The organism is Legionella sp. W10-070, assembly GCF_900640175.1.
GTDB lineage: Bacteria > Pseudomonadota > Gammaproteobacteria > Legionellales > Legionellaceae > Tatlockia.
Window position 1 is genome coordinate 56313 of the sequence record NZ_CAAAJC010000014.1, and the last position, 25481, is coordinate 81793.

A 25481-nucleotide genomic window follows, 5' to 3' on the forward strand; every position below is an offset into this window, starting at 1 on the left:
GGAGATAACTGATGCCAATTTATGAATATGAGTGTAAAAGTTGCCATCACCATTTTGATTTGATGCAAAAAATTAGCGATACCCCTGCTAAACAATGCCCGCAGTGCTTTGAAGACAAAGCCGTACGTCTGGTTTCGGCGGCAGGGTTCCAATTAAAAGGGACAGGGTGGTATGCAACGGATTTTAAAAATAAAGACACCCAAAAGAAAACAGATACTACAGAAATAAAAGCAGGCGATAAAAAAGCAGCTGATTCATCGCCCGTTAAAACCGAAACAAAAGGTGATAAAGATTGAAGTCAAAAATATTTCGCCGCTATTTACTTGCCGGGTTAGTTGTTTGGTTACCTATAGTTGTTACTTTTATCGTAATACGTTTCCTTATTGAACTACTCGATAAAACAATGGCCTTACTCCCGGATGCTTATCAACCTGACCGTTTGGTAGGTATGCATATCCCGGGATTAGGTGTCATTCTTTCGCTCGTGATTATTTTGGTAACCGGGATTATAGCGACTAATTATCTGGGGCAACGCCTGGTTAGTTTTGGCGAGAGAATCCTTGCTAAAATTCCTTTGGTGCGATCCGTTTATAATGCGGCCAAACAAGTTATTCATGCATTATTCGCTACTAACAGTCAAGCCTTTCGCAAAGTGCTGCTGATAGAGTATCCCCGCAAAGGAATCTTTAGCATTGCTTTCCAGACAGGAACTAATAATGCCCGCATCTCAAAACATACCGGGGAAGAAATGCTATCGCTTTTCATACCAACGACACCTAATCCTACCTCCGGTTTTTTGGTAATGATACCTAAAAAAGATGCTATTGAAATATCAATGACAGTAGATGAAGCGCTAAAATTCATCATCTCTTTAGGGGTTATGCCACCCTCAGCAGAAACCTCTCCGGAAATTAAAAATTTAATGATATAAACAGGCGGTTTTATGAGATCACATTATTGCACTAGTGTAAATGAAACAATGATTGGGCAATCCGTTAATATTTGCGGCTGGGTTCATAATCGCCGGGATCATGGAGGGGTTATTTTTCTTGATATACGCGATCAGTCTGGACTGGTTCAGGTGGTATATGAGCCAGAATTAAAAGAAGTATTCGCCATTGCGGAAAAATTACGTCATGAATATGTAATACTAATAAAAGGAACCGTCCGCCATCGTCCTCAAGGTATGGTCAATGAAAAAATGGCTACTGGCCGCATTGAAATTCTTGGTATGGAACTTGAAATATTAAACCAGTCTCAAACCCCTCCATTTTTACCTGACGATCATCAAACTACCAGTGACGATCTACGTTACCGCTATCGCTACCTGGATCTAAGGCGTAACGAAATGCAGCATAACCTGACTCTTCGCCATCATCTGACTCGTTGTATAAGGGAATATTTAAATGCTCAGGATTTTCTGGACATTGAAACGCCTATGCTTACCAAAGCAACACCAGAAGGCGCACGAGATTACCTGGTACCATCGAGAGTACATCCAGGCCAATTTTACGCACTGCCCCAATCACCACAATTGTTCAAGCAGTTATTGATGATGTCAGGTTTTGATAAGTACTACCAGATCGTACGTTGTTTTCGTGATGAAGATTTGCGAGCCGACAGACAACCTGAGTTTACTCAGCTTGATATTGAAATGGCATTCATTAATGAGGAAGCCGTGCAACAGCTTATTGAAGGCATGCTCCAGAAAGTTTTCAAGGAGATTTTACAAGTAGAGTTACCTGAGAAATTGCCTCGATTGACTTACGCTGAAGCAATCCGCCGTTTTGGTAGCGATAAACCAGATTTAAGAATTCCTTTGGAATTGGTTGACGTAGCAGATTTGGTGAAAAATTGTGATTTTAATGTATTTGCGGCTGCGGCTAATAGTCCAGAGGGAAGGGTGGCTGCTTTAAAGTTACCGAATGGTATCGGTTTAAGCCGTAAAGCACTTGATGACTATGCTCAATTTGTTGGTATTTATGGGGCCAAAGGATTAGCCTATATCAAGGTAAATGATATAGCGCAGGGAGTTCAAGGGCTACAGTCGCCCATTGTAAAGTTCTTCTCTGAAGAAAGCCTCCTTGCAATTCTTGATCGCGTAAACGCTCAAACCGGTGATGTTATTTTCTTCGGGGCAGATCAGGCACAAATCGTTAATGAATCGATGGGAGCCTTACGGGTAAAATTAGGTCATGACAATAACCTGATTGAGCCAGGCTGGCGGCTATTGTGGGTTGTTGATTGGCCTATGTTTGAAGTCGATGTTAAAACAAATGAATTACAGCCGGTACATCACCCATTTACATCGCCACAGGAGTTATCGATAGAGTCGCTTAGGCAAAATCCAACCAGAACATTAGCCAGAGCTTATGATATTGTCATTAATGGCTATGAAATTGGCGGTGGTTCAATTCGGATTCACCAACCACAATTGCAACAAGCTGTGTTTGATTTGCTAGGGATAAAAGAACAGGAAGCAAAAGATAAATTCGGTTTCTTGCTTGATGCTTTGGAATATGGTTGTCCCCCACATGGCGGTATTGCGTTAGGGATTGACCGGTTGGCAATGTTGTTAACCAATTCGAGTTCGATACGTGATGTTATTGCTTTCCCCAAAACCCAGTCAGCATCTTGCCTTTTAACCAGTGCACCCTCATCAACAGGTGATGCACAGCTTAATGAGTTAGGAATTCGCCTTGCACCTACTGTCTCGAAATAAAGATAAGTACTATAGGACCAGCATGAAGTTAAAACTCCCATGCTGGTTGTTTTTGGTTTTTTGTCTAATAGCAGGCTGGTTAATGCCAGGTGCAGTGTTTGCCAAAAACGAAACGAGTGCAAGCAAACTAATAGAATACCTTGCCCAGGAGAAAATTAAGCTAACCCTTGCCATTAACGAAATAAAATTGCTTTCCCCCCCAGAAAATCATGCTGCCTACCTTAAGCAACAACAGGAAAATGGCTCCCTGATGATGCTCAATCATGCAAGGATTACGAGTCTTGAAAGTTTTCTTGCTAACCAAAAGCAACTCCAACAGGATTTTATACAGCGTCTGAAACGCCTGCAGCAAACGCCCTTATCACAGCAAGCACAGGGAAACCATCAAGAACAAATTGAAAAAATCAATACACTTAATAATGTCAACAAAAAAACAATTGAATTGATTATAGAAAATTTGACCCTGGCTAACCACTATCAGGAAGAGTTAGCTTTCCAGAAACAACAATTGGATTTGTGGCAGTCAAAAGAGCAAATGCAGGAACATTTGGACAAATTACGCGACCAGGAGGAAAAGTTGAATGATTCGCTTGGTCGCCTTTTTGAGAACAGTATTAAACTGCAACAGGAAATAAAGACAGATGCCGGCTTTAATTCAAGTTTCATTGCGGAAGCAAAATTATTATTAAATAACCAGGTAATCAACCTGACTCAATATAAAATAGCCGAAACGCACTTGCAAAAAAAGTTAGTAAAAGCAGATTATTTGTTATTAAAAACGCCCGATATAAGGACTTTGCAAAAAATTACTGACACTTACAAGGAAGCGATCACCCAACTTTCAGACATAGAGCAGTCTTTAAAAAAAATGGTTCAAATACTGACTGAAGAGCGGGCTCATTTATCTGACACTAATTTAAAACAACAATTTGCCACACTTCTACGTATAGTAAACTCAAGAATAGAAGGCATTACGATCCAGCAACAAACTTTGCAGGAAGATCTTGAGAACCATCAGGAAGAATTAAAAAAACAGTTATCTGTAAGGCAAAGCTTGTCAGACTATCATTGGGATAGCTGGCAAACTATTATTGAACAACTGGTTCATATCCCGGCACAATTTTATAGTTATTTAAAATCACTGAGTCTGAAAATTAAAGACAACTATTTATGGCAAGACAGGTGGCCTGCCACATTAATGTGGGGGTTAATCGGGCTAATCATTCTTGGCGCTTATGGACTGCATAAGGCACTTAAGCGCCTAACCCATGATAAGGAACGCTCCAGGTTGTCAGGGCACTTATATGATGGTGCACTTATTTTGTTAAGCCGAAATGTTCCACACTTGACAACAACGGCGGTAATAATAACCTTATTATACTTAAACCACATTTTGTTCTCTAATTATCAATTATTCCTGAATTTGGTTTTTGTATGGCTTGTTTTTCGGACATTAATTCTAATCGCCCGCCTTGTCTTACTGGAAAGAATAACTGATTCGTCAGGTACTGATGTGCGCTTGTATTATCGGCTGAAATGGCTATTACTCGCCGGAGGATGGACAACTGCATTAATGGTAATCAGTCATTTATTGCCTTTGTCAATGATTTTACAAGATATTTTTAACCGTTTATTTATGATGTTCCTGTTGGCTGTCTCTTTAGTTGGCTGGAAGAGCAGGGAAGTTATTACTCATTTACTGCATCCTGTACTAAAAACAAAAAAAAGGTACATTCGCAATGCAATCATGCTATTGGTGATATTGATTCCTCTAACCTTGTTTACGACGGCAATGATTGGGTTAATTGGCTATATTAATTTAGCCTGGTCAATGAGTCGTTATGAGGTATATATCTTGTTTATTATTACAGGGTATGTGCTTACGCGCGGCCTGCTTGTTGATGCTCTGGAGCTTTTATCCGAATGGATGATTTCTTCCATGCGCAATGGCTGGTTGTGGATTGAAATCTTTTTAAAGCCACTCGATAAAATTCTACGCATCACGTTACTCATTTTAAGTCTGTTTATTTTATGCCAATTATTTGACTGGCATTCTGATTCTGCTGTTATTACCAATATGATCACATTTGGTAAATACCCTTTGGTTAACTTATCTGGGATTCATATTACCCCCATCAGTATTCTTGAATTCCTCATTCTGCTTTCAGTATTTGCCTGGGCCGCAAAGTGGACTCGTGAATTTTGTTATCGTTGGCTCTATCGTGATGCCAAAGATGCGGGTATTCGTAACAGCTTGTCGGTATTTACCCAATATGCTGTGATTCTGATTGGTGGCTTTATTACTTTGCGAGTGTTGGGGCTCGATTTTAGCGGTATGTCAATGGTAGTGGGGGGGCTTGCTGTTGGCATGGGGTTTGGACTTCGTGATTTTGCTTCCAATATAGTCGGTGGTTTAATGCTGCTCATTGAGCGTCCTGTGAGAGAAGGTGACTTGATAACCATTGGTAATCATGAAGGCAAGGTGGCTCATATTGGTATCCGCTCAATGCGAGTATCTTCGTGGGATAACATGGAAGTGCTTATCCCCAATGCTGAGACATTTAACAAACCTTTTACCAATTGGACCCACCAGGATAGCATTGTACGAACGGTTATCCCTGTTAAGGTAAACCGATCAGATGATCCTGTAATGGTTCAGCAGCTGATTTTGGACGTTCTTGCGGTTATTCCTGAAATTGTCAATGAACCACCCCCACAGGTATTTTTAAAACAAATTGATGACGCTTTGATTGAGTTTGAAGTACGTTATTTCATTAACGTACAATTACATACTCGCTTTGAAGTACGATCCAATGTTTTATTTGCGATTACAGCCCAGTTTAAAGCAGCAGGGATCAAGCCTCCCATACCACCTATTAGTATTGAATTAAAAGAGGGTGAACATGCATCTTTCTTCCCTAAACAAAACATTGAGCAATGAGGAAGAGCTTCTCGAGCGCTGCCATCTAATAGAGGGTTTAAGCTTCAGGCAACTGGCATCACTATTACAAATTCCTATTCCTACTGCTCCACCGAAGCGTAAGGGATGGGCAGGACTTGCTATTGAATTAGCTTTAGGTGCTACTGCAGGTACAAAATCCGCACCTGATTTCCTCCATTTAGGAATAGAGCTTAAAACATTACCTCTTAATAACGAAGGTAAACCCGCAGAATCAACCTTCATAACCAGTATTCCTTTATTAACTGTGCACCATCAACAGTGGTTGACTTCTCAGTGTTATGCAAAATTGAAACGTGTTTTATGGTTGCCAATAGAAGGGGATAAAGCAATTCCTTATGAACATCGACGTATAGGACGCGGACTTTTATGGTCTCCTGATGCGACTCAGGAGGCTATTCTTTCAAGTGATTGGCAAGAATTAACTTCGATGATTGGTACTGGACACCTGGAGGAAATAAGTGCTCAAATAGGCCAGTACCTGCAAGTCAGGCCAAAAGCAGCGAATGCAAGATCGCTTTGTTATGGTTTTGATTATGAAGGAAATAAAATATTAACCTTACCCCGAGGATTTTATTTGCGTACAAGCTTTACTTCTCAAATCATAACTTTAATGAATAACTGTTCGCATTAATTTTTTATTTTCAAGAACCTTGTTTCCATTCAGTATTAAATTCGTTAAAGTAGGGGTTCTATGTTTATTCAATGGAGTAGAATAATGAAAAAAATGGCTATGGTTCTCTTTTCTTCAGTTACCCTGATACCGTTTTCTCAAAGTCTGAATGCAACTGCTGCAGAGTTAACTGGTTCTCCTTCACAGCAGATTCAGCAATTAAACAGTCAGTTACAAGCCCAATTAAAGCAATTACAAACCCAACAGCAGCAACAAATTGACAAGCTAAGCTCACAGCTTCAAACGCAAATGAAGCAGATGCAATCTGAACTGCAAGCTCAGATACAAAAAGTAAATGCCCAAACACAAGAACAAATGAAACAAATTCAAAGCAATCTTCAACAACAAATTAAACAGGTTCAACAAGAGGCAGTTCAACCCAAACGTTAGGCTCTCTGTACTTATCTTTTACCGACTGCACATTCAGGCTGACTTGCTCAAATTTCTGCTTGAGTTCGTTAAATAGGCGTGCTATTTACCTCACTCAAGCAGAAAGTGGTTTTCAAAACGACAAAAGAGTTATCGTTACTTAATAATATGGACTATTATGAAAGAATTAATTCCCTTAGATAAATTTATCGAAACAAATCTCTCTCAAAATTGTATAAATATGGTTGGTCATATACAAAAAAATCAACTTCTTCCTGTAATAGAAAAATATCTGGCAACCCAGAACGATCATCCACCACAGTCGTTACTTACATTAAGAGTAAAACTGTTTGATTACCATAGTTGTATGCGGAATTTCGATGTTTGCGATCGGATTCTGGCTGAAATTGACTATCAACTAAATTCTACTACTTTTCAAAATGGAAAAATTAATGCGCAATATCTAATTGCAAAAGCTTATCAACACAGAAATTATAAACCTACTGAAAATTTTGAACTAAGTGAAAAAAATTATCAGGCTAGCGAAGCACTTAGTTTAAATTTAATAAATAAAGTTGATACGTCAGAAACAGAGAAACAAGAATGTATTGATTTGCTCTTTAATGCAAAAATAAGTCGATTCTGGTTATACGCAAATTACTCCAAGAATATGGAGAAAGCAAAAAATACCCTAAAGGAACTGCAAGAGATACTGAGTAAAACCAGTGTCCCAGCCTACCGCTTGGCCTATTGTTTTTTTGTCGGCGCTTATTATTTAAAAAATGAAAATTACAAGGCAGCAATTGATACACTGAAAAGAGCAGAGGAAGAAAAATCTAGTGATGAAACAGATTGGTTTTTTGGCAGACTGAACCCATTGATAAAAGAAAAAATTAAGGATGCTGAAAAAGCATATTCTGAGAGCCTAAGTAATTATGGATTTTTATCTAAATCAAAAGAGCCTGTTTTTTTTAATGTACCTTCATCATTATTAACAAGCGTGTCGCCAGTTTTTAAGAAATCTTACGCGACATTGTCTGACTCCCAGGAAGAGACAAAAACTGGTGACACGCTTGTATTTGGAAAAACAAACTCCCAATAACTGTGTTCTGTACAATCCCAATTATTCACGCCTGTCGTTACAGCCACATAGCGAAAATTACTATGGAATCGCTATGGGTGCTATTGATTATGGGGATACCTGTATGATTAGCGATGAGCCTGGATTGTCTGAGGAAGTTTCTCCAAACGATTAGAGAGTAATCCATCAGGTTGGCAGGGTGGGAGTGGTTTTTGGTTGATAGAAAGTTAATGCGTTTTGGTAAAGAATTTTTTGGACTAGCTTTTCATCTAATGTATCGATAATAAGTTTCAAGTCTTGAGTATGAAATGGCCGTGGTGCTCTTGTGGAGGGTAGGTCGGTACCGAAAATTAAGGCATCAGGATTTGCTGCTGCAATTTCTTTTAATGCTTTTGCCGGGTTGAAGTTAATTCGGCCAAAACCAGAGGCTTTGACCTTGACACCATGTTCTACCAAAGAAAGCAGAGTGGGGAGTCCTTCTTTTGCCAAACCAAGATGGTCAATACTTACGGCAGGTAATTTTAGTAAAACCGTTGCCAAGTCTGTTAATTCTGATGAATCAACATACAGTTCAACATGCCATTTCGCAATGTCATAAATTCGTTGTGCAAAGTTTTTTAAATTGCTAACACCTTCCGATCCTCCTCGGCGAAGGTTGAACCGGACTGCACGAACACCGGCGGCATTTAGTTTTAAGATGTCATCATCAGTGACAGAAAGCGGTAATTGGGTAACACCTACAAAATGAGAGCCTAGTTCTTGCAAGCTTGCAAGAAGATACTGTTGATCAAAGCCTTGAAAAGACCCGGATACTACAGCACCCCCGAGTAAATTAAAGCTTCTTAAGTGCTTAAAATAATCACTGCATGTAAATGGGGAGGGTAAGTAATTATCGTTAGGCAGGAGTGGAAAACGAGGATCAATAATATGAAAATGACTGTCAAAAAAACTAATCAAGGACGACATGGTTCCTGTTACTTTATTTTGAGTGCCCGCGATATTTACGCGGGCTTTTTATGGTAATAATTACGACAATAGATACAGCCAGCTACTACTGTTTAAATAACGTCTCTTTGTTTCTCACCAGTATAAAGCTGACGTGGCCTGCCAATTTTAGTCTTGTTGGCTACCATTTCCATCCAATGCGACATCCAGCCGACAGTTCTCGCCAGGGCGAAAATAACAGTGTACATATTAGTAGGAATACCTATAGCACTTAATGTAATTCCTGAATAAAAATCTACATTGGGGTAAAGTTTTTTCTCAATAAAATAGTCATCTTCCAATGCAATCCGCTCAAGTTCCAATGCTAATTTGAATAAAGGGGCATCATGGGCACCAACGGCATTAAGTACTTCATAACAGGTTTTACGCATGACTTTTGCACGAGGATCATAGCTTTTATAAACCCGATGCCCAAATCCCATCAAGCGGAACGGATCATCTTTATCTTTGGCACGTTTAATATAGTGATTAATATGTTTGACATCACCAATTTCTTTCAGCATGTTAAGACAGGCTTCATTAGCCCCCCCATGAGCAGGTCCCCATAAAGCGCCTATACCAGCTGAAATACAGGCAAAAGGATTTGCACCGGTTGAACCAGCAAGTCTTACAGTTGAAGTTGAGGCATTTTGTTCATGATCAGCATGCAGGATAAAAATCTTGTCCATTGCATCAACAATAACAGGATCAGGTATAATATCATCCGACGGTACGGCAAACATCATATGCAAAAAATTCTCTGCATAGGACATTTTATTTTGTGGATACATATAAGGTTGACCGATTGAGTATTTATAACTCATTGCTGCCAAGGTAGGCATTTTTGCAATCAGACGTATGGCGGAAATATAGCGATCATGCTGATTATTTAAATCCATTGAATCATGATAAAAAGCAGAGAGAGCACCAACAATACCTACCATAATGGCCATTGGATGCGCATCCCGGCGAAAGCCGTTCAAAAAATTATACATCTGCTGATGCACCATGGTATGGTTATTAATTAAACCAACAAAAGCCTGCTTTTCCTGTTCATCAGGTAGTTCACCATTTAGCAAAAGATAACTAATATCCAGGAAATCTTTTTTCTCTGCTAACTGTTCAATGGGATAACCTCTATAAAGCAATATCCCTTTTTCTCCGTCAATATAAGTAATTTTTGATTCACAAGAGGCTGTAGCTACAAAGCCTGGATCGTAGGTAAAGAGGCCGGCCGTGGCTAGCTTGTTTATATCAACAACGTCATTGCCAAGCGTTGGACTATAAATTGGAAGCTCAATGGTGTCATGACCGTCTATACCAAGTTGTGCAATTTTATTTGTCATCGCGTCTCCTAAATTTTTTGTGGCTTGACAGCCTTTCTCGCTTGCGTCAGTGCGCAGAACTATATAAAAATGCCTCTTTACAGTCAATTTTATCCGGCAGTGAATTCATATCAGTATGGATAATTATCGGGTAATTAACAAAATTTTAATAGGACATAATATGATAAGGCCAGCAGAATTACCGTTAAATCATCGTAAAGCAGTATATCATCTCAACTTACGCTCAGAAGAAATTGCTGATTTTATTATCACAGTAGGCGATCCTGCACGGGTTCGTCAGGTGAGTCAACACTTTGATAAAATTGAATTTAAAAGAGAGCATCGAGAATTTGTTACGCATACCGGGTTTATTGGCTCTCATCGCCTGAGTGTGATATCGACTGGTATCGGCATGCCTAATATCGATATTGTTATGACGGAAATCGACGCTTTGGCTAATATCGATTTGGAAATGCGTGAAATTCGAGAGTCAACAAAATCTCTGAATATAGTACGTCTTGGCACAACCGGCGGGCTGGGAAGAGACAGTGAGCCGGGAGATATTGTGATTAGCCGCTATGCTGTAGGATTTGATTCATTACTTGATTACTACAGCTACGAGTTATCTACAAACCTTGGTGATTTAAGAGCGTCGCTTGATAATTATTTGTTGGAGGAAGATATTCCTTTTTTTGTGGCTGAATCATGCCCGGATTTGATAGATGGTTTTGAAGGTATGGGCACTATAGGCATTACTGCGACCTGTAGCGGTTTTTATGGGCCGCAGGGAAGAAATATTCGTCTGCCTCTTCGTTATCCTGATTTTTTAAACAAGCTGGCCGAATTCAAGTTTGCTGATTTGAAGATAACCAATCTTGAAATGGAGACGGCTGCTATACTGGGTCTTGGTCGTTTATTTGGACATCGATGTTTGTCAATCAGCACGATCGTTGCTAACCGCACCAATGGTACCTTCACCGATAACGTCCAGGGAAATATTGATAAATTGATAACAGATTTCCTGGATCGCATACCTTATTTGTGCGAACAGTCGGCATCCTGAGTTAAATATAAGCATTGATGTTTATAGGTTATCACGCGATTTTATTGAACCGTTCTGTGTGGTATCATTTCAAGCTAATTTTATTGTCAATAATGCATAAGGATACGTCCTGATTATGGTTTATTCAGCCAAAGAAGTTATACCCGTTAATATTGAAGATGAATTAAAGCAATCTTACCTCGATTACGCAATGAGCGTGATAGTCGGTCGTGCATTACCCGATGTGCGTGATGGACTAAAGCCCGTTCATCGGCGTGTACTCTTTGCCATGAGCGAATTGGGTAATGACTGGAATAAACCTTACAAAAAATCTGCCCGTGTTGTGGGGGATGTAATCGGTAAATACCATCCACATGGAGATACGGCGGTTTACGATACAATCGTACGGATGGCTCAACCGTTTTCCATGCGTTATATGCTCATTGACGGTCAGGGGAATTTTGGTTCTGTTGATGGTGATTTTGCTGCTGCCATGCGGTATACCGAAGTTAGAATGTCTAAAGTAGCCCATGCCCTGCTTGCTGATTTGGAAAAAGACACGGTTGATTTCAGTCCTAACTATGATGAGACTGAATTTGCTCCTGTTGTTTTACCATCAAGAATTCCTAATTTGTTAGTCAACGGCTCTTCAGGAATTGCTGTTGGGATGGCTACGAACATTCCACCTCATAATCTTACAGAAGTTATTAATGCTTGCCTGGCCTTGATTGAAGATCCCGAACTGGTCCTGGATGACCTGATGAATTATATACCAGGCCCTGATTTTCCAACTGCCGCGATTATTAACGGTAAAGCAGGGATTATTCAGGCTTATCGTACAGGCCGTGGACGGATATATATTCGTGCACGTACAGAAATAGAAACCGATGACAACGGACGCCAGGCAATTATTATTACAGAGCTTCCTTATCAGGTTAATAAAGCACGCCTGGTTGAAAAAATCGCCGAGCTTGTGCGGGAAAAACGGATTGAAGGTATTTCCGGTTTAAGGGATGAGTCTGATAAACAGGGTATGCGGGTTGTCATCGAACTTAAACGGGGGGAAGTTGCTGAAGTTGTTTTAAATAACCTTTATGCCCATACCCAGATGCAGAATGTATTTGGCATTAATATGGTCGCTCTGGTAGATGGCCAGCCACGTACCCTTAATTTAAAAGAAATTCTTGAATACTTTATCAAGCACAGGCGTGAGGTTGTTACAAGACGTACGATTTTTGAATTAAAGAAGGCAAGAAATCGTGCCCATTTATTAGAAGGACTGGGGATTGCGCTGGCTAACATTGATGAGATGATTGAGCTAATCAAGCAATCACCTACGCCTCAGGATGCGAAGGAATCCCTGCTGGCAAGACTATGGCAGCCTGGAATGGTGAAATCGATGTTGCAGCACGCTGGCAGTGATGCCTGCCGTCCTGATGACTTACCAAGTGATTTTGGGTTAACTGATGCTGGTTATCGTTTATCACCCGAGCAAGCACAGGCAATACTCGATTTGCGGCTTCATCGCTTAACCGCTCTGGAGCAAGATAAAATTCTTAATGAGTTTAAGCAGTTACTGGAGGTAATTAAAGATTTGTTGGACATCCTGGCCTCTCCTGAACGGTTGATGCAGGTTATTCATGGCGAATTATTAGAAATTAAATCGCAATTTGGTGATGCGCGGCGTACCGAAATTACAGCTTCTCAGGAAGATCTTACAATTGAAGATTTAATTACGGAAGAAGACGTGGTTGTTACCTTATCACATCAAGGTTATGTCAAATATCAACCTGTTTCTGCCTACCAGGCTCAGCGTCGGGGAGGGAAAGGTAAGTCGGCCACCAACGTCAAGGATGAAGATTTTGTAGAGCGTTTAGTGATTGCAAGTACCCACGATACGTTATTATGTTTTTCTAACTACGGTAAATTGTATTGGTTAAAGGCTTATCAATTGCCGCTTGCCAGTCGAATCTCCCGTGGTAAACCAATAGTGAACATTCTTCCTTTGGCTGCTGACGAAGCAATTAATGCCTTACTGCCAGTACGTGAATATACTGAGAGTTATTTTGTTTTCATGGCAACCAAGCATGGCACCGTTAAAAAAGTCTCTCTTGAAGCATTTAGCCGTCCTCGTTCCAGTGGGATTATTGCAATTGATCTGGATGAAGGTGACCGTTTGGTTGGTGTTGATATTACTGACGGCAGTAAGGATATTATGCTATTTACTGATGCGGGCAAGGTTATTCGCTTTGATGAAAGCCTGGTTCGACCTATGGGTAGAACGGCGCGCGGTATCCGAGGGGTCCGTCTGCAAGAGCAGCAATCTGTAATTTCGCTGGTTGTTGCCAAGCCCCATGGAACCATTTTGACTGCAACTGAAAATGGATATGGTAAACGCACGGATGTTGGAGAGTATCGCGTCTCAGGACGAGGAGGACAGGGTGTTATTTCAATTCAGGTGAATGAGCGAAACGGTAAAGTAGTAAGAGCCTTGCAGGTCGAAGATAATGATGAAGCGATGCTAATCACTGATAAAGGGACTCTGGTTCGCTTTAAGGTTTCTGAGCTATCTGTGATCGGCCGTAATACGCAGGGTGTACGCCTTATCAATGTGAGCGCTGGTGAACATGTGGTCGGCATGCAGCGCATAGAAGAAATCATTGATGAACATATTTCTGACGAAACGATAGATTCGGGTGAAGGGGATAACCTGCCTGTCAATGAAGTGAATGAAGATAATAACGATGGATAGGGGCTATAATTTCGGTGCAGGCCCTTCCATGTTGCCGGAGGATATTTTAAGAGAGACTCAGGCAGAGCTCTTAAATTGGCAAAACTCAGGCATGTCAATACTGGAGACAGGTCATCGCACCCCAGAGTTCAGGCATTTAATGGAAGAGGCTGAGCAAGGGATGCGAAAGCTGTTAAACATTCCTTCCGATTATCGGGTTCTTTTTTTGGGAGGGGCTGCCCGGACGCAATTTGCAATGATTCCGATGAATTTTCTTGAAGAAGATCAGCGGGCAGGTTATCTGATAACGGGCATCTGGTCTTCAATTGCCTACCAGGAGGCTTGTAAACTAAAGAATGCTTATTGTGTAGCCAGTGATGAAAAAAATGGCTTCACTAACGTTCCCCGGACTGCTGACTGGCAAATAAAAGAAAATACCCGCTATTTGTATTTTACCTCCAATGAAACAATCAACGGAGTCCGTTTTACCTCGGCACCAAAGATTAAGGATATACCATTGGTAGCGGATATGACTTCCAGCTTGCTTAGTGAACCCATCGAGATTACAGAGTATGACTTAATCTTTGCCGGTGCTCAAAAAAATATTGCGAACGCAGGATTAACCGTTATCCTTGTGAAGGATAGCTTTTTAGATACCATTAGTAATAAAGCCATTCCTACCATGTTTGATTATCGCACCCATAGTGCAGCACGCTCGATTTATGCTACCCCCCCAGGTTTTAACTGTTATTTAGCGGTAAAAATGTTTCAATGGATTGAAGCGCAGGGCGGTGTGGAGACTCTTTATAAAGTTAACTGCAAAAAGGCCGCTAAACTTTATGAATATATTGATTCATCGGTCTTATATCACTGCAAAGTCTCAAAAGAGGCAAGATCGCTGGTCAATGTTTGTTTTAATCTAAGAGAGGCATCACTTGAAGAATTATTTTTAATAAAAGCAAAGGATCGTGGCTTATTTGCTCTAAAAGGCCACCGCACTGTCGGAGGAATACGTGCCAGCATCTATAATGCTATGCCTCTGGCTGGTGTAGAAAGACTGATTGAATTCATGCATGACTTTGCTAAGGAACACAATTAATGAATTTGTTACATTTTGTAAGCAATCCGGTAGATGCTTTGCAGGGTGATATTACTGTTCCAGGAGATAAGTCTATTTCACATCGGGCTATAATCTTGGGTGCTATTGCCAAAGGCACTACTACCATTAATGGTTTTCTGGAAGGGAAGGACTGCCTGGCCACCCTCAAAGCATTCCAATCTATGGGAGTGGCAATAGAAGGACCGGTTGCTCAACGAGTGGTGATTCATGGTGTCGGTAAATATGGCCTGCGGGCACCTCAAGACGTAATTGATTGTGGTAATTCTGGCACGACAATGCGTCTTCTTGCCGGACTTTTGGCTGCTCAGCCGTTTGATAGCAAGCTAAATGGGGATGAGAGCCTGCAAAAAAGACCTATGGAGCGCGTAAGTCGACCCCTGGTGCAAATGGGTGCTGAAGTAACCACTACTGAAGGCAAGCCACCCATTCATATTCGTGGTGGACATCCTTTGTATGGGATCGCTTATGAGATGCCTGAAGCCAGTGCTCAGGTAAAATCCTGCCTGCTACTGGCGGGACTTTATGCTCAGGGTGAAACAAAAATTATAGAGCCAGGGATTACTCGCGATCACACAGAAAGAATGTTGACAACTTTTTCTTATCCAATTCAGAAAGCTGAAAATACAATTATTATTAACTCTGAAAGTGAATGTCAGGGTACAGATATTATTGTTCCGGGAGATATTTCCTCTGCTTCCTTTTTCATTGTTGCAGCGACGCTCATTCCAGGCTCGGAGGTAATGATTCGAAATGTTGGTATAAATCCTACAAGAACTGGAATCTTACAAATCCTGACGCTTATGGGTGCAGACATCGGTTTGAATAACAAACGGCTTTGTGGTGAAGAGTTAGTTGCCGATCTGTGTGTCAGGTATGCTCCTCTTGAAGGCATTGATATTCCTTCTGATTTGGTTCCTATTGCTATTGATGAATTCCCGGTGATTTTTATTGCAGCTGCTTGTGCCAAGGGGCAAACTTTATTGCATGGGGCAAAAGAATTACGTTGTAAAGAAAGCGACAGAATTGGAGCTATGGTGGAAGGATTGCAAAATTTAGGCGTTGAAGCACAGGCTTTTGAGGATGGTTTATATATTAATGGCGGTACATTGCAGGGAGGAGAAGTAAACAGCTTTAATGACCATCGTATTGCCATGGCCTTTGCTGTCGCCGGAGCAGTTGCAAAAAAACCAGTAATGATTAAAAATTGTCTAAATGTTGCAACTTCTTTTCCAGATTTTGTAAAAACAGCAAATAAAATTAATTTGGCTATCAAGGAAATTCATGATGAAGTCAGTTAAAGGTGTGCCGGTAATTACTCTCGATGGGCCAAGTGGAACTGGAAAGGGGACAATTTGTCATATGCTGGCAAATCATCTGCACTGGCATGTGTTGGATAGTGGTTGCATCTATAGGGTTTTGGCGCTTGCGGCAAGAAAAAAGAGGATTGATTTTAACAATGTTCATGCTTTATCAGAGTTGGCCTATTCACTGGATTTGAAATTTGAAACGGATCCGGAGCAAAGAGCGCAGGTGCTTCTTGATGGTAAAGATGTGATTGAGGAAATAAGAAGTGAACAATGCGGACAGGATGCATCGCAAATTGCTGTGTTGCCGGAGGTCAGAGAGGCCTTATTGGCTCGCCAGCGTGCATTTGCAATGCTGCCGGGATTGGTAACTGATGGGCGGGATATGGGTACCGTAGTATTTCCTGATGCGCTTTTGAAGATTTATTTACATGCATCTGCTGAAGAAAGAGCACATCGGCGTTATTTACAGTTGAAAGAAAGTGGAATTGATGCTAGCCTCGCCGAGGTTGTTGATGAGTTGGAAAAACGTGATGCACGGGATACATCTCGGCTGCATGCGCCGTTAAAGCCAGCAAAGGATGCGGCTATTATTAACACAACTGGCTTGACGATTGTACAAGTGTTCAATAATGTATTAAAATTGGTCGATGAACACTTGTTTAAGCGTTAGGTTTTTGGGGGGAAGGTGAGAGGATCTCATTCTTCCATTAGTTTACTAAAGAGTTTATTAATATGTCTGAAAGTTTCAAAGAATTATTTGAGCAAAGTATCGCCGGGGCGCAATTTTATCCTGGAGCTATTATTACCGCTAAAGTCATCGGTATTGATGATGACTACGTCACCTTAAATGCTGGTTTAAAATCAGAAGGCATTGTTGCTGTTGAGGAATTCCACGATAAGAATGGTGAGTTGGAAGTTAATTTAGGTGACACGGTTGAAGTAGCTTTAGATTCAGTTGAAGACGGTTATGGTGAAACATTGCTCTCCAGAGAAAAAGCCAAGCGTCAGGAAGCATGGCGCAAGCTGTCCAAGTCTTATGATAATAACGAAACTGTGACAGGCTTGATATCTGGAAAAGTTAAAGGTGGTTTCACTGTTGAAATTGGCTCAATCCGTGCATTTTTGCCTGGTTCTTTGGTTGATGTCAGACCTGTTCGCGATCCCTCCTATCTGGAAGGTAAAGAATTAGAGTTCAAAGTTATTAAAATGGATCTTAAGCGTAACAACATTGTTGTTTCACGCCGCGCTGTTGTTGAAGAAGAAAGCAGTGCTGATAGACAAGCGTTACTTGAATCGCTGCATGAAGGACAAGTACTTAACGGTATTGTTAAAAATCTTACAGATTATGGTGCATTTATTGACCTGGGTGGTATTGATGGTCTCTTGCATATTACTGACATTTCCTGGAAGCGCGTCAAGCATCCAAGCGAACTCTTAACTGTCGGTCAGGATGTCCGTGTTAAAGTGTTGAGCTTTGATAGCGAACGAAACCGTGTTTCATTAGGCATGAAACAATTAGGTAATGATCCTTGGGTTGATTTGGTTGACCGTTATCCTGTTAGCAAGAAATTACAAGGTAAAGTAACCAACATCACTGATTACGGTTGCTTTGTCGAAATTGAGGAAGGGGTAGAAGGTCTGGTTCATATGTCTGAAATGGATTGGACTAATAAGAACGTACATCCAAGCAAAGTTGTTTCCATGGGAGATCTCGTTGACGTTATGGTTCTTGAGATAGATGAAGAACGTCGCCGTATTTCGCTTGGTATGAAGCAGTGTGTGGGTAATCCTTGGTATCAATTTTCACAAACTCACAGTAAAGGACAAAAAGTTAGCGGAAAAATTCGCTCAATTACTGATTTTGGAATCTTTATTGGTTTGGAAGGTGAGATTGACGGATTGGTTCATCTTTCTGATATTTCCTGGAATGTTGCAGGAGAAGAAGCAGTTAAGCAATTTAAGAAAGGTCAGGAGTTGGAAGCCGTTATTCTGGCGATTGATGCTGAGCGTGAGCGAATTTCCCTTGGTTTAAAACAACTGGAAGGAGATTCCTTTACTTCTTACACAGAAGAAAATGCCAAAGGGTCTGTTGTCAAAGGTAAAGTTTCTGCCGTAGATGCTAAAACAGTGACGGTCGAACTCGCACCAGAGGTTATTGGAACTATCCGTGCTAATGAATTGTCCGAAGAAAGAGTTGATGATGCGACTAACTTCTTTAAAGAAGGTGATGATGTCGAAGCTAAGATCATCAATATTGATAAGAAAAATCGCACGATAGCGCTTTCCATTAAAGCTAAAGATGCTCAGGAACAGGCTGAAGCCATTAAAAAATATTCGCGTAGCGGAGAAGTTGCTTCAACCACCTTGGGTGATCTGTTAAAAGAAAAAATGGCAAGTAAAGAAGGCGAATAACTTCTTCCCTATAAGAAGCGTAGTTAAACTACGCTTCTTATATCCATAAAGGATTATTCGGTTGTTAAAATTTTTCAGCATGATAAAGTACGATTACTGTAGAGAGTCGCTAAGAGAAGCCTGAGATTACAGGTTTTATCAGTGAGTATTAGTAGACATATTGCAGTGACTGTTATTAGCCAAGGGAATAATGCAATGCGCCTTTTCATGATGCTATTTTATTTAATATTAATTCTATTAGGTGTCAGTTTTGCTGCGTTAAATGCTGACTCAGTAACAGTTAATCTTTATTTTACCAAACTATCTATTCCAATTTCCGTTCTAATGACCATCATGTTAGGAATAGGTTTGCTTCTAGGTTTCCTGATTTTTATTTACCGTTATTGGCGACTCAAAGTTGAATATTTGAAAGTCAAAAATCAACTAAAGATGACGGAAAAAGAAATAAAAAACTTAAGGTCAATTCCTCTGCAAGATCAGCACTAAGTGAAGTTGACGATAAAAATCAGATGGTTAAGAATTTATCCGATTAGCGTTACCCTGATTATTAATTGATTGAAAAACGAGTAACGGAGATCTTTCGATGATTAATTTATGGCCATTGCTATTGCCTGCTGCTGCCTGGTCTGGTTGGTGGGTTGCCAGCCGTAATCATTCTGGCAAACAGACACACTTTAGTAATCGTTTATCTCGCGAATATGTTGTGGGCTTAAATTACTTGTTAAATGAGCAGCCTGACAAAGCAGTCGATGTATTTATCAAGCTGTTGGAGGTAGATAGTGAAACAGTTGAAACACACCTGGCTTTGGGAAGCTTGTTTCGTCGTCGAGGTGAGGTTGATAGGGCCATAAGAATCCATCAAAATTTGATTGCAAGGCCACAATTAAGTTTAAGAGAACGGAAAGAAGCGTTAATGGCACTTGGTCAGGATTATATGAGTGCCGGAGTATTTGACAGGGCAGAACGAATTTTTCTGGAAGTTGTAGAGCTTGGTGGTAGCAGGGAGGCTTCTAGCCTTCAGGGGTTACTGGCCATTTATCAACAAGAGAAAGCCTGGGAAAAAGCGCTGGATATTATAAAAAAGCTGGAGCTTTCTGCTGGTCAAAGTATGCATATCCAGGCCGCGCATTATTATTGCGAAATTGCAACTCAAGCTTTAAAGGTAAATTCATTTGATAAAGCTCAAAATGCCATCAAGCAAGCTTTGCTAATTGATAAGATGTCTGTACGGGCAAGCCTGATGCAGGCTTCGCTGGATATTAAGAATGGCCGTTATAAGCAGGCCGCTCGTTCTTTAAAACGGGTTCCCCAGCAAGATCCTGAATTTCTCAGTGAAATTATTGAACCACTAGTGACCTGTTATCGCGAGTTAGATGCTATGGATGAGTGTGTGGACTACTTCCAACAAACCTTGGTCGATAATCCTCGTGCTTCCACTATTTTTGTAATTGCTGAATTTTTACGTGGCGAAAAAGGAATGGATGCCGCAATAGATTTTGTCTCTGAAAAGTTAAGCACCCATCCTTCTATCAGGGGATTAAATCGTCTTATTTTTTGGCATCTTGAAACAGCTCACGGCAAAGTGCGTGATAAATTGCAAATGCTATATGATATTACTAGCAAATTTTTAGACAACAAACCTATTTACCGATGTGGATATTGCGGATTTGGAGGAAAACATTTGCATTGGCATTGCCCAAGTTGTAAACAGTGGGGTAGAATGAAGCCAGTTCATGGGTTGGAAGGAGATTAGTTCCGAACTTGATTAACGCAGGCAGGGTGTAAGTGGAGATTTTCAGGGTATTTTGGGCTGTCATTGTCATCTCTTGAAAATCTGTAATCCCGTCTTTTTAGTGAAGCTCAATAAACTAAATCTTGTCCATTAAAGTTTTGAGAAAATTATGCAGTTCATTGATCTAAAGAAACAATATAAATTAATCGAAGCCGACATTTTACGCAGTATTCATGCTGTTCTTGAGCATGGTCAATACATTATGGGTCCTGAAGTAGGAAAACTTGAAAAGCAATTGGCGGAATTTTTAGGTGTCAAGCATGCCATTGTCAACTCAAGTGGAACGGATGCTTTATTAATGGCCTTATTAGCGTTGGATCTGGAGCCTGGAGATGAGGTTATTACCAGTCCCTTCAGCTTTTTTGCTACCGCTGAAGTTATTGCGCTTTGTCAGGCAAAGCCTGTTTTTGTTGATATTGATCTGCAGACTTATAATATTGATGCGAATCAGATTGAAGCAGCAATTACCCCTAAAACAAAGGCGATTATGCCAGTCAGCTTATATGGCCAATGTGCTGACATGGATGCCATTAACAGGATTGCCAGGCAATACGGCTTACCAGTTATAGAAGATGGTGCTCAGAGCTTTGGAGCCACATACAATGGGGTTTATTCTTGTGCGCTGTCAACAATAGGATGCACAAGCTTTTTCCCATCCAAACCGTTAGGAGGGTATGGGGATTCCGGTGCCTGTTTCACAGATGATGATATTTTAGCCGAAAGGATGCTTGAAATTCGTATTCATGGACAAAATGCAAGGTATTGCCATCGAAGGATTGGTATTAATGGACGTATGGATACCATACAGGCAGCGATTCTAATTGAAAAAATGAAACTTTTCCCTGATGAAATTATCATGCGTCAGCGAGTGGCACAGCGTTATGAACAACTTCTTGCTGGAATAGTGACGACACCCGTTGTCGCTGCAGGTAATACCAGTGTTTTTGCTCAATATACAATAGAAGTACCCAATCGGGATGAATTCCAGAAGCAAATGCAAACCCTGGGGATACCTACTGCAGTTCATTACCCTGTAGCGATGCATCTACAAGAAGCGTTAACATCTCTCGGGTATAAGACAGGTAGTTTTCCCAATGCTGAGAGGGCGAGTAAACATGTAGTCAGTTTGCCAATGCACCCTTATTTAAGCATGGAAGAACAACAGAAAGTCACAAATGCAGTAAAAGCCTGTATTTCTTCTAATGCAGCAGTCAGTGCTTTAGTAGTATGAATACAAAACTTATTATAGCCCTTGACTTTGCTAATCAAAATGAAGCACTAGCTCTGGTTAGTAAGCTTGACCCAGAACAATGTGCCCTGAAAATAGGCAGTGAAATGTTTACCCTGTTTGGGGCTGATTTTGTCCGCCTGCTGATAAAAAAAGGGTTTAAGATATTTCTTGATCTGAAATTTCATGATATTCCTAATACCGTGGCTCAAGCTTGTCGTGCCTGTGCAGAACTTGGTGCTTGGATGATTAATGTCCATGCATCAGGTGGTTTGGCGATGATGCAAGCGGCAAGGGAAGCATTAATTCCTTATGGTGAGAAACGTCCTTTATTAACAGCAGTCACAGTATTAACCAGCATGAGTGAAAGCGAGCTGCCTGCAGTTGGCTTAAATGTTCCGCTTGAGGTACAAGTGAAAAAGCTCGCCAGGCTGGCCTATCAGGCTAATTTGGATGGAGTGGTTTGTTCTGCTTTTGAAGTGTCTTTAATTAAATCCTCATGCAAGCCTTCTTTCCTTACGGTTACCCCAGGTATCAGATTGGCAGATGATAAGAAAGATGATCAATCTCGTGTTATGACTCCTTTGGAGGCTAGTCAATCAGGAAGTGACTTTCTGGTAATTGGACGACCGATAACCCGTGCCCCGGAGCCTGCGAAAGTCGTACAACAAATCCTGCAGTCCATAGAATAAATTAGCTGACAAGCCTGTCCTGTATCTAATCCATCTCAATGAAACCTATCTGGTATTTATTTACTCATTAATTTATGTTAGTAATAAATTAGTTAAATTATTTAACACTTGATCAAGATACAGTGGATCGAAACGTGTCTTGGGATCTGGCTTAAACAAAGGACTAATATATGCCAAGAGAAGATGTGTTAAGTGCCTTACTACGCAAAGATATTGTTCATTATCCTAATATTCTTTTATTAAAAAAATTTCTTCTTACCGTTCATCTTGGGTGGTTCCGAATAAATGGTATGCCGCCTGATAGCCAATACAGCCTGGGTGATTATTTATTGGATGATGAACGAATTATCCTTGACTTTACCCGTATGAGTGAGCGGGTTCGAGATAAATTTCTTCGTTGGTTTATAAAGCCCCATGATGGCAATGCTCATATGGCGTTTTTAAGTGGTGTTGCTACCAATAATTATCGAGGTTATACAGCTGAAGTGGAGTTAAGTTGGTGGGGAAGAGTAACTAATTTATTGTTTTATAAGAAAAAATCTTATCATTGGTATTTGGCTCCTCTGGAGTTTTCTTTTAATTATCAGTTGACCGGGATGGAAATATGTCAGGATGAACATGGTCTGTTAATAGGACTAAATCAATTCTCTGTTGAAGATAAAGGACTTAAATACCATCATCCAGAGGATGGTCAAGTAGACCCCCTTCGTAACGCAAAACGGGTTTTCCTGACCGATAAAATGGTTGAAAGTTTGATGGTTGCTGATATTGAGTCTTATGACTTTGATTCTATCATCTATAAGCCACATCCTTTTTCCATCCATGTTTCTTCTAACAGTCAACGAATGAAAGCAATGAAAGAGTATCGTGAGACTCAAAGACTGTTTAGTGTCAAACCGTGGTATTTGAAATTGTTATCCTGGATTAAATCCTGGTTTTTAAAAATACCAGAGTCATTTGAAATGAAGGACATCAGGCTTGGTAATCGAGAGTATCAACCTATCCTGGAGAGAAAAAACATCCAGGTATTCAGGAGGGCGAATGATGGCCAAATTTTAGTAATAGAAAAGCGTCCAGAGTTGGATAGTATGGTTTTTTGTGGTGGAGGAGCAAAAATTTTTGCGCATGTGGGTGCTTTAAAGGCATTTGAAGAAGCAGGAATCAAGCCAGCTAATTATGCAGGCAGTTCTGCAGGCGCTATTATGATTGTCTTATGCTATCTGGGATGTTCCTCGGAGGAAATTCTGGATTTTTTTCAAAAATTCAAACAAGAGAATTTAATTCATTATGAGATTGATCGATCAGGGCTTTCTGATGCGCGTGCAGTAAAGGCTGCGCTTGATTATATGATTACTAAAAAGGTAAATGCGATAATCACAAAATACAAGATTGATAAGACCCCGGAAGGGAAAAGATTTTTAACAAACAGTGTACTTAAGAATGGGAAGATTAGTTTTAAGTCATTGCATCTTCTTAAGACCCATTATCCTGATTGTGGATTAGGTGATAAATTAATTGTCACAGCAACTAATGTACCACAAAGAAAAACGCGCTATTTTTCTTATACTACTACCCCTGATATGGAAGTCAGTGAAGCAGTGAAAACATCTGCCAGTTTTCCTATAGTCTTTAAACCTACTCTTTTAGATGGTGAGCTTCATAATGATGGAGGTGTTTTAAGTAATTTCCCTACAGAAGCATTCCGGGGCGATCTTTCCACATTACTTGAGTCGGAACATGGTAATTGTTTGAGCATGGTTGCTTTCCAGTTTGATAATGGCAAAGAAAGAAGCTTATTGGACAAATTAGCTGACAGGGTATACCGTGAAAATTTTATTTGGAACTGGATCTATGGGTTACTGACTGGAGTAAAAGATCCGGTAAGTGGTTGGGAGAGAGATCGTTTAAAATTGTTACAGCATAGCAATCAGGTTGTCTTAATTCCAATCAATAATATTTCCGCCACTCAGTTTAATATAGGCTCTAATGAGAAAACAGTTTTAATTGATAATGGCTATCAGGCAGCTAAAAATTACCTCACCGTTCGTTATCAGCAAACAGCAAACAGTAGAGCCATTAATGAAGAATATATGTACTCTTCATTTGGTTCTATAGAAGAACTACTGTGCTTTTGTTGTTATCGAGGGCATGCTGACTGGTTTGAGTATATTGCCTCCGAGGCTGAATCTTTGGGGGTATATGGGACGAGAATAGAGGATCTGCGTCAGCAGTATTTTTCCAGCTTTCCAAAAAAGGAAACGGTAACCAGGTGTGAAAAAGGTAAAAATATAACCGATTCATTTACATTGCAGTTCACAGATTTATTGGAAAAACAAAGGGTAATCAAAAATATGACGTTATTTGAGGTACTGTACCCGGTTTTTCAGTCGTTACCCTGCGCGTTTATTAAAAATCCCCAGGACTTGAAGCTATTTAAGTTTGCAAGGCATTCCCTCTGTCTTGCCCGACCATTAGCCGGTTTAAAGCACCTTAAGCTAATACAGGGAGAAACCCATGTATTGGTGTCAATTTTTATTCATATTTTGACATACTCGAGGTTTGAACAAATAGAAGAAACAACACAGAAATTAAAGTTGCTGGGTTCAATACTGCAAAAAACTGAACCCTTAAATCACGTTTCATTTTGGGGAAAATGGAATCTTTTACCCAGACAGGTTAGCAGGGTGCTCAAAGAAATGGATAGACAACAATGGTCAGAATCTTATGAGTTATGTTCTTCCTTGAAGGAAGGGGATGAGCCACTGGAAACATTCAATATAAAAGAGCCTGAATTAGAAGACATTCCAGTGGATAATTTTCCGCAGCGATCAGGGGGTGTTGATAGCTCACCCCTACCGATTACGGGCCAGGACATGTTCGTTGCATCCAGGAGATGGTCACATTAAAAATGAACTTAATTTATTGTTCCTATCCAGATGATATTATCTAGGGTTTGTTGACAATTGGAGCCAGAGCCTACGTTCCGCGCTTTATGCTTCCAATTGGCCCTAAGTTTTTATTGACAAAGCTCTTATAATGCTGTT

The 25481-nt window shown here is 40.4% G+C and carries 21 protein-coding genes; 19 read left to right on the plus strand and 2 right to left on the minus strand.

Annotated elements, in window-relative coordinates; translation table 11 throughout:
• Positions 1 to 11 precede the first annotated feature (11 nt).
• The 8 genes from E1O65_RS07685 (at position 12) to E1O65_RS12585 (ending at position 7979) form a co-directional block, all read left to right on the plus strand.
• Positions 12 to 296 (plus strand): zinc ribbon domain-containing protein, encoded by a 285-nt coding sequence (locus tag E1O65_RS07685; RefSeq protein WP_133133017.1) that lies wholly within the window; start codon positions 12 to 14, stop codon positions 294 to 296.
• Complete coding sequence (locus E1O65_RS07690; protein WP_133133018.1) at positions 293 to 931, plus strand: DUF502 domain-containing protein; 639 nt, start codon at positions 293 to 295, stop codon at positions 929 to 931. The genes E1O65_RS07685 and E1O65_RS07690 overlap by 4 nt, the downstream gene beginning before the upstream one ends.
• A 12-nt stretch (positions 932 to 943) precedes the next feature.
• The gene (aspS, locus tag E1O65_RS07695; protein ID WP_133133019.1) at positions 944 to 2722 is read left to right on the plus strand and encodes an aspartate--tRNA ligase; all 1779 of its coding nucleotides are present in this window, start codon (positions 944 to 946) and stop codon (positions 2720 to 2722) included.
• Positions 2723 to 2744: 22 nt separating this feature from the next.
• The gene (locus E1O65_RS07700) at positions 2745 to 5663 is read left to right on the plus strand and encodes a mechanosensitive ion channel domain-containing protein (RefSeq protein WP_242601560.1); all 2919 of its coding nucleotides are present in this window, start codon (positions 2745 to 2747) and stop codon (positions 5661 to 5663) included.
• The gene (mutH, locus tag E1O65_RS07705) at positions 5626 to 6315 is read left to right on the plus strand and encodes a DNA mismatch repair endonuclease MutH (RefSeq protein WP_133133020.1); all 690 of its coding nucleotides are present in this window, start codon (positions 5626 to 5628) and stop codon (positions 6313 to 6315) included. Before E1O65_RS07700 ends, mutH begins: the two co-directional genes overlap by 38 nt.
• 84 nt (positions 6316 to 6399) lie before the next feature.
• A complete protein-coding gene (locus tag E1O65_RS07710; RefSeq protein ID WP_133133021.1) occupies positions 6400 to 6744 on the plus strand; it encodes a hypothetical protein in 345 nt (114 codons plus the stop codon).
• Between the two features lie 157 nt (positions 6745 to 6901).
• The gene (locus tag E1O65_RS07715) at positions 6902 to 7825 is read left to right on the plus strand and encodes a hypothetical protein (protein WP_133133022.1); all 924 of its coding nucleotides are present in this window, start codon (positions 6902 to 6904) and stop codon (positions 7823 to 7825) included.
• Positions 7803 to 7979 carry a hypothetical protein gene (locus tag E1O65_RS12585; RefSeq protein WP_165474931.1) on the plus strand — a complete coding sequence of 59 codons (177 nt, stop codon included), beginning with the start codon at positions 7803 to 7805 and terminating at the stop codon, positions 7977 to 7979. Before E1O65_RS07715 ends, E1O65_RS12585 begins: the two co-directional genes overlap by 23 nt.
• A gap of 11 nt (positions 7980 to 7990) precedes the next feature.
• Here E1O65_RS12585 and E1O65_RS07720 read toward each other — a convergent pair whose 3' ends face one another.
• Both E1O65_RS07720 and gltA read right to left on the minus strand, forming a co-directional pair.
• A complete protein-coding gene (locus E1O65_RS07720) occupies positions 7991 to 8770 on the minus strand; it encodes an amidohydrolase family protein (RefSeq protein ID WP_133133023.1) in 780 nt (259 codons plus the stop codon).
• 92 nt (positions 8771 to 8862) lie between these two features.
• A complete protein-coding gene (gene gltA, locus E1O65_RS07725) occupies positions 8863 to 10134 on the minus strand; it encodes a citrate synthase (RefSeq protein ID WP_133133024.1) in 1272 nt (423 codons plus the stop codon).
• 160 nt (positions 10135 to 10294) lie between these two features.
• Here gltA and E1O65_RS07730 point away from each other — a divergent pair, with 160 nt between their 5' ends.
• The 11 genes from E1O65_RS07730 (at position 10295) to vpdC (ending at position 25343) form a co-directional block, all read left to right on the plus strand.
• Positions 10295 to 11176 (plus strand): nucleoside phosphorylase, encoded by an 882-nt coding sequence (locus E1O65_RS07730; protein ID WP_133133025.1) that lies wholly within the window; start codon positions 10295 to 10297, stop codon positions 11174 to 11176.
• A gap of 115 nt (positions 11177 to 11291) precedes the next feature.
• Positions 11292 to 13907 (plus strand): DNA gyrase subunit A, encoded by a 2616-nt coding sequence (gene gyrA, locus E1O65_RS07735; RefSeq protein WP_133133026.1) that lies wholly within the window; start codon positions 11292 to 11294, stop codon positions 13905 to 13907.
• Positions 13885 to 14985, plus strand: a complete 1101-nt coding sequence (gene serC / locus E1O65_RS07740) for a 3-phosphoserine/phosphohydroxythreonine transaminase (protein ID WP_133133027.1) — start codon at positions 13885 to 13887, stop codon at positions 14983 to 14985. The genes gyrA and serC overlap by 23 nt, the downstream gene beginning before the upstream one ends.
• Complete coding sequence (aroA, locus tag E1O65_RS07745; protein ID WP_133133028.1) at positions 14985 to 16304, plus strand: 3-phosphoshikimate 1-carboxyvinyltransferase; 1320 nt, start codon at positions 14985 to 14987, stop codon at positions 16302 to 16304. Before serC ends, aroA begins: the two co-directional genes overlap by 1 nt.
• On the plus strand, positions 16291 to 16983 hold the full coding sequence (gene cmk, locus E1O65_RS07750; RefSeq protein ID WP_133133037.1) for a (d)CMP kinase: 693 nt from the start codon (positions 16291 to 16293) through the stop codon (positions 16981 to 16983). The genes aroA and cmk overlap by 14 nt, the downstream gene beginning before the upstream one ends.
• A gap of 62 nt (positions 16984 to 17045) precedes the next feature.
• On the plus strand, positions 17046 to 18725 hold the full coding sequence (gene rpsA, locus E1O65_RS07755) for a 30S ribosomal protein S1 (protein ID WP_133133029.1): 1680 nt from the start codon (positions 17046 to 17048) through the stop codon (positions 18723 to 18725).
• Positions 18726 to 18866: 141 nt separating this feature from the next.
• Positions 18867 to 19211 (plus strand): LapA family protein, encoded by a 345-nt coding sequence (locus E1O65_RS07760; protein WP_242601561.1) that lies wholly within the window; start codon positions 18867 to 18869, stop codon positions 19209 to 19211.
• Positions 19212 to 19308: 97 nt separating this feature from the next.
• A complete protein-coding gene (gene lapB / locus E1O65_RS07765) occupies positions 19309 to 20478 on the plus strand; it encodes a lipopolysaccharide assembly protein LapB (protein WP_133133030.1) in 1170 nt (389 codons plus the stop codon).
• Positions 20479 to 20626: 148 nt separating this feature from the next.
• Positions 20627 to 21748, plus strand: a complete 1122-nt coding sequence (locus E1O65_RS07770) for a DegT/DnrJ/EryC1/StrS family aminotransferase (protein ID WP_133133031.1) — start codon at positions 20627 to 20629, stop codon at positions 21746 to 21748.
• A complete protein-coding gene (gene pyrF, locus E1O65_RS07775; protein ID WP_133133032.1) occupies positions 21745 to 22437 on the plus strand; it encodes an orotidine-5'-phosphate decarboxylase in 693 nt (230 codons plus the stop codon). The genes E1O65_RS07770 and pyrF overlap by 4 nt, the downstream gene beginning before the upstream one ends.
• Positions 22438 to 22607: 170 nt before the next feature.
• Complete coding sequence (gene vpdC / locus E1O65_RS07780; RefSeq protein WP_133133033.1) at positions 22608 to 25343, plus strand: Dot/Icm T4SS effector VpdC; 2736 nt, start codon at positions 22608 to 22610, stop codon at positions 25341 to 25343.
• The last annotated feature ends 138 nt before the right edge of the window (positions 25344 to 25481 follow it).